Origin of the sequence: Urinicoccus timonensis, assembly GCF_900232945.1 — a bacterium.
Classification (GTDB): Bacteria; Bacillota; Clostridia; order Tissierellales; family Peptoniphilaceae; genus Urinicoccus; species Urinicoccus timonensis.
The window spans coordinates 157,730-170,237 of record NZ_OCTU01000003.1 but is presented as its reverse complement, the minus strand read 5'-3'; the positions used below and the strand labels follow the sequence as shown (position 1 = coordinate 170,237).

The 12,508-nt window shown below is 46.6% G+C and carries 8 protein-coding genes; all 8 read right to left on the bottom strand.

Features of this window, described 5'->3' with window-relative positions:
- Positions 1-3: 3 nt before the first annotated feature.
- The gene (locus CS898_RS06205) at positions 4-1,944 is read right to left on the bottom strand and encodes an acyl-CoA dehydrogenase family protein (RefSeq protein WP_099208497.1); all 1,941 of its coding nucleotides are present in this window, start codon (positions 1,942-1,944) and stop codon (positions 4-6) included.
- A gap of 299 nt (positions 1,945-2,243) precedes the next feature.
- The gene (locus CS898_RS06200) at positions 2,244-3,377 is read right to left on the bottom strand and encodes a GNAT family N-acetyltransferase (protein ID WP_099208496.1); all 1,134 of its coding nucleotides are present in this window, start codon (positions 3,375-3,377) and stop codon (positions 2,244-2,246) included.
- 1 nt (position 3,378) lies between these two features.
- Complete coding sequence (locus tag CS898_RS06195) at positions 3,379-4,347, bottom strand: TAXI family TRAP transporter solute-binding subunit (protein ID WP_099208495.1); 969 nt, start codon at positions 4,345-4,347, stop codon at positions 3,379-3,381.
- Positions 4,334-6,121, bottom strand: a complete 1,788-nt coding sequence (locus tag CS898_RS06190; protein WP_099208494.1) for a TRAP transporter permease — start codon at positions 6,119-6,121, stop codon at positions 4,334-4,336. The genes CS898_RS06195 and CS898_RS06190 overlap by 14 nt, the downstream gene beginning before the upstream one ends.
- Before the next feature lie 17 nt (positions 6,122-6,138).
- Positions 6,139-7,395 carry an adenylosuccinate synthase gene (locus CS898_RS06185; protein ID WP_099208493.1) on the bottom strand — a complete coding sequence of 419 codons (1,257 nt, stop codon included), beginning with the start codon at positions 7,393-7,395 and terminating at the stop codon, positions 6,139-6,141.
- 59 nt (positions 7,396-7,454) lie between these two features.
- Positions 7,455-9,335 carry a vWA domain-containing protein gene (locus CS898_RS06180; protein WP_099208492.1) on the bottom strand — a complete coding sequence of 627 codons (1,881 nt, stop codon included), beginning with the start codon at positions 9,333-9,335 and terminating at the stop codon, positions 7,455-7,457.
- On the bottom strand, positions 9,326-10,426 hold the full coding sequence (locus CS898_RS06175; RefSeq protein WP_099208491.1) for a hypothetical protein: 1,101 nt from the start codon (positions 10,424-10,426) through the stop codon (positions 9,326-9,328). The genes CS898_RS06180 and CS898_RS06175 overlap by 10 nt, the downstream gene beginning before the upstream one ends.
- The gene (locus CS898_RS06170) at positions 10,416-12,197 is read right to left on the bottom strand and encodes a hypothetical protein (protein WP_099208490.1); all 1,782 of its coding nucleotides are present in this window, start codon (positions 12,195-12,197) and stop codon (positions 10,416-10,418) included. Before CS898_RS06170 ends, CS898_RS06175 begins: the two co-directional genes overlap by 11 nt.
- Positions 12,198-12,508: the final 311 nt, after the last annotated feature.

Here is a 12,508-nt window from a genome sequence, read left to right as displayed (position 1 = left end):
TTTTTACTTACGATCAGCTGGGAATTCTTCTTCAATGAAGTTTTGTTTTTCTTCTTGACAGTTTGGACAAGTCCATTCTTCAGGTAATTTTTCAAAACTTGTTCCTGGATCGATTTCAGCTTCTGAGTCCCCTTCTTCAGGTTTGTATTCGTAACCACAGCCTGGGCATACCATGACTTTATGGTTTGGGGCTAATTTTCTTGGTTTAGACCGACGGACCTTTTTCATTGGAGGTGCTGGCTTTTTTTCTTCAGTACCTAGAGCTTCTGCAAGTAAAGGCATGATTTCAAACATGTCTCCAACAATTCCGTAGTCACAGTTTTTAAAGATTGGAGCATTAGCGTTTTTGTTGATGGCAACAATAGTGGAAGCATTTTTAATTCCCTTTAAGTGTTGGCTTGCTCCACTGATTCCACAAGCAATATATAAGTTCCCGTTGAACTTTTGACCACTCATTCCAACATAGCGGTCTAGGGGCATTAATTTCAAGGTTTCTGCAACAGGTCTAGATCCACCTAGGGCAGCTCCTGCAGCCTTGGCTAATTCTTCTCCATAGTGAAGATTTTCTTTTCCACCAATTCCCTTACCTACAGAAACAACTCTTTCTGCATCGTAAACTGGAGTGTCTATTGGAATACCTACAGTAAAGTCATAACCGTCTTTTTTCAGGTTAGCAACTAGGGTATCTACAGCTTCTTGAGGGGTGTCTGCCTTGATGATTTCTCTTTTACGTTCTCCGGTAATAGGACCATCTTTTTTGGCAGCAGCCTTGGCTCCACCTGCATGAGAGGATTTTCCTAGGCGACCAACAATGTTGGATGCAATAACAACGTCCATGATTTCGTTGGTTCCTTCATAGATTGTTGTAATCTTAGCATCTCTGTAGAAGCGTTCAACTTCCATACCCTTCAAGTATCCATTACCACCATGGATTTGTAGAGCATCGTTGACAATTTCAAGAGCCTTGTCGGAGGCATATTTCTTGGCCATTGCAGCTTCCATGCTGAAGTTTTCATGGTTTTGTTTCATTTCAGCAGCACTGTAAATTAAGAAGCGAGCAGCCCGTAATTTTGTAGCCATTTCAGCAAGTTTAAAGGAGTTGATTTGTTGGGCAGCAATTGGCTTACCAAATTGAACTCTTTCTTTAGCATATTTTAAGGCAGCTTCATAAGCACCTTGGGCAATACCCAATGCTTGAGAGGCAATCCCAATCCGACCACCATCAAGAGTTTGCATAGCGATCCGGAATCCTTGACCTTCTTTACCAAGTAAGTTTTCCTTTGGAACCTTCACATTGTTAAAGATCAATTCTGCTGTAGAGGATGAACGGATACCAAGCTTGTCATAGTGGTCTCCAAAGGTAAATCCTTCCCATCCCTTTTCAACGATAAAGGCAGAAATACCATGAGTACCAATTCCTGGGTGAGTTACAGCAAAGACAACATAGGTGTCTGCATAGGGAGCATTGGTGATAAAGATTTTTCCACCATTTAAGATGTAATGGTCGCCTTCTAAGACAGCTGTGGTTTGAGTTCCACCAGCGTCACTACCAGCTTCAGGTTCTGTTAAACCGAAAGCACCGATTTTTTCCCCTTTGGCTAGAGGTACTAGATATTTTTTCTTTTGTTCTTCAGTACCAAAGGCTTCAATTGGATAGGAACCTAAGGAAACGTGAGCAGATAAGATAACCCCTACACCACCGTCAACTCTAGATAATTCTTCTACGGCAATGGCGTAAGAAATAACATCTTCTCCTAGTCCACCATATTCCTTGGGATATGGAATCCCCATAATGTTGAGTTCGGATCCCATTTTCTTTACAATTTCTTCTGGGAATTCGTTATTTTGGTCGAGTTGAAAAGCAATGGGTTTTACTTCAGCTTCTGCGAATTCACGCACTTTTTTTCTAAACTCTTCATGCTTTTCAGTAGTTTTAAATAACATGTTTGCCTCCTTTTCTTGAATCATACCCTAACAAATATATACTATACTATGAGACTATACTATCATAATAGTATTTTTAAGTCAAAGGTTTTCTTGCAGAATAGTCCTTGGAATTTATGATAAATTTCAGTCCCACTTCCAGGAGCTTTTCCCCTGCAAAACCTCTCCTTGTTGTTTGTTGATTCAAATCTTTCTACTTACAAAATATTACGGGAGCTTTATAATTGACCCGTTGTAATTTATGTACCCTTATTCCTTAAAAACAAACAAAAAAGTCACAGCTTTCTGTGACTTTTCTCCTAATTTTTTATTTTCTTTTTATAGATCCGGTAGACGATGTTCTTCCTTGCTCCAAATTTTTCTATGTCATTGATCATAGGTTGGTTGTAGTCCCAAATTGTGGACCCTTCTAATTTTTCATAGCCCAATTTTACCGCATTTTTAAAGACCTTATAGTAGATGGCGGCAGAAACCCCCTTGTGGTGGTAGTCTGGAACCACAAAGAGCACGAACATCCGGACCCTTTTTATCTTCTTGCGCTTAAAGAAAAATTCCAAGAGTTGGATAGGGCCCAACTTACCCTTAAAGCGAATTAAAAGCTCATTGTAGTCCGGTAGGGATAGGGCAAAACCAATAGGCCGGCCTTCCTCAGTCCGGGCAATGGCAATGAGGTCTTCCACGGCAAAAAACTTCAACTGGTTGAAAATATTGTCAATCTCTTCCCTAGTAATGGGCTTAAAATCTTCCCATTCCTTAGGGAGGCTTTCTTGTAAAATTTGGTGAATATCTTCTTTTTCCTTTTTGAGATGACCCTTAATATCCACAGTGTCCACATGGAAATTATAGCGCTTTTCCACCAAGGGAATAGTCCTTTCTAAACGGTCCACCTTGGCTTGGAGGTCACTTTTCTCAGCCGTATAGGCAAAGACATCATGGTGTTTTTCCATACCGTAGCTTTCCATTTGTCCGGCATAATAGGGAAGGTTATAGGTATTCATAATAGAGGGGACTTCTTGAAAATTATCAATAATAAAGCCCCGGTGGTCATCCCCACCAGGCAGGGTATTGGGGCCCCGTATGATTTCAATATCGTGGTCAGCAAAAAAATCCACACAAGCATCTAAGAGAGCATTGGCTACATCTTGCCGGTCCACAGCCTCATATTCGCTAAAATAACCCACTTGAACGCCCTGGTACTTGTTCAGGTCTTGGTCAATATAGGCCAAAACCCGTCCCAGGACCCTTTGGTCCTCATAGGCCAAAAAGAGCTTATGGGGAGTTAGGTTTAAATCATTATTTTGCCCCTGTAGGTATTTCAAATAGTCCGACCGAATGGGCTGGACCCAGTAGGGGTTGTCCTGGTAGAGGTCCTTGGCCAGGTCTGCAAAGGCCTGGTAGTCTTTTTGACTTCTTACTTCTTTTATTCTTATCATTCTATTCCTCCGAGTCAATGGCTTTTTGGCTGATTTCCTGGTAGTAGTTCATGGCTCCGGGGTGGACAGGCAAATTGGAGATATTTTCCAGGGCCTGGTCTACCTTCACCTCTTTTAAGGAGGGAATGGTCTTTTGAAGGTCTTGGATATTTTCCCAAAAAACCCGGCACATTTGATAAACCACTTGGTCATCTAGGTCTTTATCTGTATACATTAACATCTTTATAGCTGTTGTATGGACATCTTGGTCTTGCTTGGGATAGGTCCCCTTTGGAATGGTATAGTCTGCATACCAGGGATAGTCCTTCTGGATCCGGGCCAGGTAGTCTGGGTCCAAGGACAGGATCTTAACAGGGCTAGTGGTCATAAGCTCTGTTACCGCCGCCGTAGGAGTCCCGGCCATAATCCAGGTCCCGTCCAAGGACCCGTTGCGGATTTCTTCCCCAGCTTCTGAAAAACCCAGGTATTGGGCCTTCAGGTCTCGGTCCGGGTCAAGACCCAAAAGTCCCAGGTGGTTGCGACATTCAGTCTCCGTTGTAGACCCATGGGACCCCGGGGCAAAAGAATGGCCCTTTAAGTCTTCCAAACTTTCAATCCCCCGGTCTGCCCGGACGACAATTTGGTTGGGATTATAGTAGAGACCTGCAATGACCCGGAGGTCCTTGTTGGCATGGCCTTGAAAAAGCCCCTGACCCATATAGGCATCATAGACAATATTGCTGACACCAAAAGTCAGTTGGACTTCCTTCCTCTCCATTAAATGGAGGTTGTCCAGTCCCCCATTGGAGGCTTGGTTGCAGGCCTTGATTCCTGGAATCTTGTCATTGTAGAGGTTGGCCAGGGCTGCTCCCAAGGGGTAGAGGTTACCCGATGTAGCTGCTGTAGGGATGTTGATGACCTCTTCTTTCTGGCCACAGGATGTAGTTAAAAGGGCCAAAAGAAGCAGACAAAGAATCTTAAGCTTTTTCAACTTTCCACCTCCTCATTTGCTTGACATAGATCAAGGCTCCCAGGCCCAGGCCCAAGAGGTCCGATCCTTGGCCAGGCACCATAAGGCCTAGGCCGGCTATAAATAGGCAGCCCCGCTCCAGCTTGGACAAGTTGGTCTTGAAAAAACCACTCAGGGATACAGATAGGGCAAAGGTCCCCAAGACCCCTGAGGCAGCTGGAAGAAAGACTTCTCCCCAAGACCCCAGACCCAGTAAAATAGGATTTAATAAAAATAAAAAAGGTAGAATAAATCCAACGAGTCCTATTTTAATGGCCAAAAGTCCTGTCTTCCAAGGGTTAGACCCTGCCAAAGAGCTGGCCATATAGCAAGAGATGGCCACTGGTGGAGTGATGTTGGACAAGACAGCATAGTAGAGACAAAACATGTGAGCCGCCAGGGCTGGAGCTCCTAGTTCCAAAAGAACAGGCACTGCCACAGAAGCCACAATAATATAGGCCGCCACTCCTGGAACCCCCATGCCTAAAATCACACTGAGGACCATGACAAAAATCCCCCCTAGGATTAGGGAATTTCTTGCCAGCTTGGATAGGACCAGGTGGCCAAAGTTGACCCCAAAGCCTGACAGGGTTACAGACCCGATTAAGAGGCCGATTAAGATACAGGACAGGCTGATTTTCAAGGCCATCCTGCCCCCCTCTTCCAGGCCGTCAAATAACTCCTTCCCCCGGAAGTTTCTTCTAGGGTGGACTTGCATAGTAACCACCAGGACCAAGATGGCCCAAAGAACACTATAAATAGGGGTATAGCCCTTGACCATTAGGACAATAAGACAGAGGATGGACAAGAGGGGTAAAAGGTCCCAGGGGTCAAAGTCTTTCCTGGCAATGTCCCCTCGGATCCCGGTCTTTTTGGCCTCATAGTGGACCTGGATAAAGAGACTGGCATAGTAAAGGGCCGCTGGTAGAGCGCCAGCCACCATGACCTGGCTATAGGGAATACTTAAGTACTCTGCCATGACAAAGCCCACAGCCCCCATAATGGGAGGACAAAATTGCCCTCCCGTCGAAGCTGCAGACTCTACAGCCGCTGCATATTCACTTGAATAGCCACTTTTTTTCATCAAGGGAATGGTCAAGGTTCCCGTGGTGGCCACATTGGCCACAGCAGACCCGTTCATCATCCCCAAGAGCCCCGAGGCCAAGATGGCCATCTTGGCACAGGCCCCCTGGCTCCGATCTAAAAACTTATGGGATAATTGATAGATCATTTGGATAAAGCCCGACTCTTTTAAAAGGGCCCCATAGATGACAAACAAGAAAATATAACTCATGGAAACCCCGGCCCCCAAGCCAAAGATTCCCTGGCTCCCCCAAACCATATGGTCGCAAAGCCGGTAGAGGGAAAAGCCCCCATGACCTAGGATTCCTGGAACCCACTGGCCCCACCAGAGGTAGGACAGGAAGAAAAGGCAAATATAGGCCAATTCCCGGCTGACCTTAAAGGCCATAAGTAAAAGTAAAAGAATAATGGCCAGGCCCAGGTAGAGGTGGACAGGGTCCAACCGCCCCCCAGTTAGGGAAAGTTGGGGGTAGAGATAGATAAAGGCCCCCAGGGCCGAGACGCTCAGGCCAGCAAAGAGATAGGACAACTTTTTATGGTCTATAAAAAACAGGCCACTTAAAGACAGGACAAAAAGAAGGTGGATCCCTCTTAGGGTCATGGCGTCCATCTTGGATAGGGTGGACATATAAAGTTGTAAAAAAATCCATGCAATCAATAGACGCCGTTTCATTCTTTTCCTCTTTCGACTTATCTTACAATCAATTCATCCCGGGCAGGCCCAATAGAGATGTATTTGATTGGGGTAGCCAATTCTTCTTCAATGGCTTCAATATAATCCTTGGCTTCTTGGGGTAGGTCTTGGTAGGTCTTAATTCCTGTAAGGTCTTGTTTCCAACCCTTAAAGGTCTTATAGACTGGTTCAAAGCCATCCAACATAGGAGTAAAGGGAAATTCCTTTGTAGTTATATCTCCCTTTTTATAGGCCACAATCACGGGGATTTCATCATAGCTACTGAGAACGTCCAACTTGGTTAAAGCCAATTCCGTCGCCCCTTGGAGGTTAACTCCATAGCGACTGGATACACAGTCAAAGTAGCTGATCCGACGGGGTCTACCTGTGGCAGCCCCATATTCATGGCCCATCTCCCTCAGCCGGTCTCCTTGGTCTCCAGTTAATTCCCCTACAAAGGGGCCTTCACCTACGCAGGTCCCATAGGCCTTGACAATCCCCACCACAGAATCAATCTTGAGTTTGGGATAACCACAGCCCAAGGGAGCATAGCAGGCCAAGGGGCTGCTGGAAGATGTATAGGGGTAGATTCCATAGTCCACATCCCGCATGGCCCCCAGTTGGGCTTCCAACAAGATGGACTTGTCCTTGACAGCTTGGTCCAAGATATCATAGACATCTACAATATAGGGCAAAAGCTCTTCTCTTAATTCCACCAGCCGGTCCCAGATACCTGTGAAGTCGTATTGGTAGTTAAAGACTTCCTTCTTATATTCCACCAGCTGGTCAAAGTGGTCTTTACACAGGTCCATGTCATAGAGTTCCCCCAATTGGATGGTTTTTTTCATGTACTTGTCTCCATAGGCCGGGGCAATCCCCCTCTTGGTGGACCCATACTTCTTGTCCTTGAGACGTTTTTCCTCTTCTTGGTCCTGTTGGACATGGTAGGGCAAAAGCAGGCTGGCCCTGTGGGAGACCTTTAAATTATCCGGTCCCACATGGATGCCCCCCTCCTTCAACTGGTCGATTTCCCTTTTCAGACTTTCCAGGTTCACCACCATGCCGGGGCCTAGGATGTTTACCGTCTTTTCGTGGAAGATCCCCGAGGGAATCAAGTGGAGGGCAAACTCTCCAAATTCATTTTTAACCGTATGGCCGGCATTGTCCCCACCTTGGTAGCGGACAACATAGTCATATTGGCCGGCAAAGTAGTCTACCATCCGGCCCTTTCCTTCATCGCCAAAGTTTACACCAACAACAGATGTTATTTTCATTTCACCACTCCTTTTAATACGGAAAATAGTTTAACACAATTCCTAAGGCTTGCCAAACATTATTTAATCAGGTTTAGCAAGTCTCCAAGTTGGCCCAAAAGGAGCTGGGGAAGCTTGGAAAGGTTTTGGCCCAAGATGATTCCTTGGGAGGTGCCCGGTTCTTGCCAGATATACTTAAATTGCTTTAATTCTTCCTCTGTCAATTGGCCGATTTGCACGCCCAAAACCACAATTTTTTCTTTTCTCAACTTGGCCAAGACTTCCTTGACCTTTTCCTTGTCGTTGCTGGCTCCATCGGTAATGACAAAGATAATCTTTAAAAGCTTGTTTTTAGCCAAGAGGTCTTTTTGTTCCTTGTTTAGATTTTCATAGACATCCCTGAGAGGCTTTTCATCATGGGTGTGGCCCGAAAGTCCGTTGAGGTAAGCAATGAGGTCCAGCCACTGCTTTTCTTCTTTTTGGAAGGACTGGGGCCGACTCAAGGGGCGGATTTCTTCAAAGTCCGACCCAAAATAGTAAACCTGGGTCTTTATGTCCGTCCTCTTACCTAAAAGCTTTCGATAGCGTACCAGGTAGGCATTTAGGTCTTGGAGGGAAAACAGCATGGCCGACATGGCCCTTTTGGCATAGTGGCGTTTGATATCGTCCATGGACCCAGAGTTGTCAATCATCAAGGTGACTTCAATCCCGTCTACCCCAATCATGCTCTTGACCCGGGTTTGGTATTGACCGTAAATTTCCAGGTCATTCAAAGACCCCTTCCTCATGGACTCTTGGTAGTCCGGATAGCCCCGGACAAATTCATCAATAATCAGGCTCCCCTTTTTCAAGGGCCGCTTAAAGACCTTTTTAAATTGCAGACTATTTCTCAGCATTTGCTTCCAAAAGGTCTGCATTTGGTTTCGCAAGGGGTTGATTTCCTTTTTAATTTGCTCGTACTCAGCCCGAGTTCGACCCTCTATGGACCAGTGCTTGTCCATTTCCTGGATTTCATGCTCGATCCGGTTGTCCTTTCTCTCCTGGGCCGTTTGGTCGTCATTGTCAGGAGAGTCCAATTCTTCATTGGCCAGCTGGTCCTGGTCTTGGAGGTCAATGGCATCGATGGTTTCTTCCTCTTCGTCCATGTCCTCCATGACCTTCATGAGCCTTTGCTCTTCCTTGACATCCTGGAACTTCTTTTCCGCCTCCTTGTAACGAGCTTCCAATTCTTCAATCCAAAGCTCCAGGTAGACGGGATAAAAATAACCGTCAAAGAGGTCGTCTCGGACTCCTTGGGGGTAGAGGCAGACATCCTTTAGAAAGTCAATGGTGTCCTTGCCCAGGATCTTCCGGTGGATCAACTCATAGTTGCCAAAGTCCTTGGGAGGATGGCCCGTTAAGGCCTCAATTTCCATATTGTAGAGGTATTGAATATGGGGGGACCGCTTGTCCAGCTTGTCCGTAACCCCCTCATGGACCAAGACCTGGTAGATGGCCTCAGCCGATTCCGCCTCCCGGTAAATGGGAAGCCTTTGGGCCAGGTGGACCCCCTGGGCAATCCGGTCCAGGTGGTGGTAAAAGCGTCGGACCTCCGTCAAGACATAGTCAAAAACGTTGGCGTTATTGAGGTCCTTGCCGGGAAAGAGGTCCCGGGCCATCCAAGAATTAAAGTCCCGGGCCTTTTCCATAATCCGGTCCTTGCGGTGGGCCAGGTACTTGTAGTCCTCTTTTAAAAAGAGATAGGAGGTCAATTCATGGTAGATCTTCCACTCCATTTCCTTGGTGGTCAAGCCCCCTTCGTCAAACCATTGGACTGGGACAAAGAGTTGTTTTTCCTGAATGTCAATCCGGAACTTGGGGTTTTCCGTAGACCCTAGCACAAGAAAATGAGGGTCCCTAGAATAGAGGACCATCCCCCTTTTTTCCGCTGCTATAAATTCATAAAGTGTTTCTAAGCCCATCCAATCGACTCCTTGTATCTATCCATATAGTCCTGGAAGCTTTCCGGTTTAGAAGCCCGAGCCCTCATGGCGAAGCCATTCCAGCCTCCCAAAAGCAGGCTCCCATCCTCCATTTGCCGGGCCGAGGAAATGTAAGAACCAAAACCATCCAGGTCCTGGTTGACCTGTCCTTGGGCCGGGTGGAGGAGGTAGGCCCTGCCATTGGATTGGTAAAGTAAAACCGTATCAGGATCCAAGGCAAGAGCCTGGTAGATGGGACCTTGAATTCCCTCATAGTCTTGGACAAAATTCTCTTGGTCCAAGGAAAAACGGGCAATCTTTCCCTGGTCCCCATAGACTAAAAAGTCCCCCTGCCAAGCCAGAACTCCATGGACCTTTTGTCCAAAGTCTCCTACTTGCCTATTTCCCAAGGCCAGGACGCCCCCACTGCTGACAGAGAAAATCCCCCGGTCCGTTGCTTGGCCGAAGATCCAAGTTTCCTCAGACCAGGTCCAGTCCTCTACAAGGACCAAGTTTTGAGAAGTCTCCACCCGGGCTAGGCCCCGAAGGCCTCCTGATCCTAAGACCAAAAGCCCCCCTTGGACCTTCTTCATATAGTGGATATCGTGTCCCAAGTCCTGACTTAGATCTTCCAAGTGATATTCAGCTTTTTTCCGAAAAACCCTCTTTAGGATTCCATCCCCGCCGGCCAAAAGATAGGACCCAGGCCCCATCTTTTCCACAGCCAGGACGTGGCCATCAAAACCTTCCAGTTCTTGGGCCTCTTCTTCTTCATCCTTGGGCCGGACCAGGATCTTACCATGAGCTCCGACAAAAAAGTCAGCCCCAGACCAGCTATCCATATAGGCCAGGTCATCCTTAAAGGGCATCTTAATTTTTTCATAGGTCAACCGGTAGTCCATGTCCATGGCCTGGTGGCGGCTTAAAAAGTCAATAACTTCTTCCTCTTCCCCCTTTTGCCGGTCTTCCAGAGCCTTTAGAGTGTCCACAAAATCCTGGGACACTTGCCCACTGGCATGGATATCCGTTTCCATAAGGCGGAGCTTCAAGAGGTCTTCCTTTTGCCGGTTGACAAAATTATTAAACTTCATCCTTGTCCTGGTCTCCCATCCTTTCCACTAGAGAAATATTTTCCTCTAGGTCCTGGAGGCGGTTTTTAAAGTCCAAAAATTCCACCGGGTCCACTCCTTGACCCTGGTAGACAGAAGCCAATTCTTCTGGGATCTCCTCCCACTTGGGCAGGGGGCCAAACAAGATAGCCAAAAAGTCCTCCCGGGCCACTTCCTCCAAGTCCAAGGGCAGGTAGTGGTAGGGACGAGACCGCAATTCCTCCTTCAAGGGAGCCGGTTCCCCTACCCCCCGTCTCTTGACAGTCCAGCCGTCAGAAGACTTGAAAAATCCGTAATTGGCTGCCAATTCCAACAAGAGGTTGACATCATCGTCATTGTGGTTGGAAGAAATAAAGCCTTGGTAGAGGGCCATAGATAGGTCAATCTTTTCCCCAAAGGCCCATTCTTCTAAAATCCGGACCAGGTGGCGCAAACTGATGACCCCTTCCCGTAATTCTACATCCATATCCCCATTGTCATACCAACGGTTGGAGAAAATCAACTGGGTGGTCTTGGCCAATTGGGCCAGCCGGTAGAGCTCTTCCATGGACTTCAAGCCTCCCGGCAGGTAGAGTTTGCCATCTTGGTTGGTTAAAAGAGAAATCAAAACTTGGTAGAGTTGGTTTTTCCCCGGGTCCTCCATCTTGGCAAAGCGGTCGTCAATATTTTGGGGCAAATAGTCATATTCCAAGGAAATAAACCGACTGGAAAAAGCCGGGTTCAAGTCCTCCGTCCCCTCGTAAAAAATAGACTCTGTAGAAATATTCCCCGTTGCAATCAAACCGAAGCCCCGTTTAATGAGGACTTGGCCAATTCCCGTAATGTAAACTGATTCTCCCGGTTTCTTTTGTAAAAGGTCATTCAGGGCAATAAGGTGCTCCATGGGAATGGCATTGAGCTCGTCAATAATCAAGGGTCGGCCTTCCTTAATAGCCAGGTAGACCTCCTTAGACAGGTCAATAACTTCCGTACCAAAGTTCCCATACTTCATGCTGTAAAGTTGGTTGACCACTTCCTTCTCCTCTTGAGAGTCGGCCAATTCTTCCCTTAAAGCCTCCAATTCCTTGTAGGCCTTTTGGATGCTCTTGCCTTCCAAGGCCCCCTTTAACTTCAGAGACTTTTCAATAAATAAGTCTGAAGCCCGGATGTCCTTGTTCCCAGAAATAAAGTAGGGAGAAGCCAGGCTTTCCTTTTGAACCTGGTCATAGGCCTTTTGGTAAATTTCCCGGTAGTCCTCTTCCTGGGCCTTGTCCAAAAGTGGCCAAAGGACTTGGTCCAAGTGGACCTCAAAAGAGAAAACCTCCATGGCCTCGTAGGCCAATTCCGTTTTTCCCGTTCCCAAGTGACCCCTTAAAAAGACCGCATCTCCCCGGTGTAGGACATCGGTAATCCGGCCAATGGCCTCCCGGACATAGGCAGTCAAGACCAAGTTGGAATGCCTAGCCTCTTGGTTCTTTTCGAAAAAAACCTCCCCATAGGCCAAAAAATGGATGGGGTCTATATCCTTAAATTCCTTGATTTGGTCCCGGAGCAAGATTTCATCCAAGGCATACTTTCTGGTTTTCTCATTGGAGACAAACCGCTCCTTGGACTTTCTCTTGGCATAGTAACGGTGGATGGTCTTGGTGTAGGCCAAGTCTTCCAACAAGTCCTCCAAGACCCCCTTCTTATCCTCTACTTGCTTGCGAAACCAGGAAAAAGCCTCTGGGTCCTTTTTCACCGGTTCCAACCAACTTTCTATTTGCTTCGTCACGTTTCCTCCTTCAAAATCTTACAATCTATATAAAAAAACACACAATCTTCCATTATGTATAAGTATAATACATTCCGGGCCAAATGAACACACTTTTCAGGGAAAATCTAGTGAAATACACACTTTAAAAGAGGCTGACCTAAATAATATTGGGAAGAAAATTTTTCCAATAACTTTCATGACATCCTGGTAAGGACATGGAAAAACCTAGTTCCATCCTAGCTTTTCCTGACTCCTATGGGTCTTTACTTGACCAAGTCCTTTTCCCTTCCCCTTCTCCAACCAGGTTAAGATATGGCTCCTCTTGAGAC

Excerpts from the sequence above, each read along its gene's own strand:
- CS898_RS06205 (WP_099208497.1), bottom strand. The coding sequence starts at position 1,944 with ATGTTATTTAAAACTACTGAAAAGCATGAAGAGTTTAGAAAAAAAGTG.
- CS898_RS06200 (WP_099208496.1), bottom strand. The coding sequence starts at position 3,377 with ATGATAAGAATAAAAGAAGTAAGAAGTCAAAAAGACTACCAGGCCTTT.
- CS898_RS06190 (WP_099208494.1), bottom strand. The coding sequence starts at position 6,121 with ATGAAACGGCGTCTATTGATTGCATGGATTTTTTTACAACTTTATATG.
- CS898_RS06185 (WP_099208493.1), bottom strand. The coding sequence starts at position 7,395 with ATGAAAATAACATCTGTTGTTGGTGTAAACTTTGGCGATGAAGGAAAG.
- CS898_RS06180 (WP_099208492.1), bottom strand. The coding sequence starts at position 9,335 with ATGGGCTTAGAAACACTTTATGAATTTATAGCAGCGGAAAAAAGGGGG.
- CS898_RS06175 (WP_099208491.1), bottom strand. The coding sequence starts at position 10,426 with ATGAAGTTTAATAATTTTGTCAACCGGCAAAAGGAAGACCTCTTGAAG.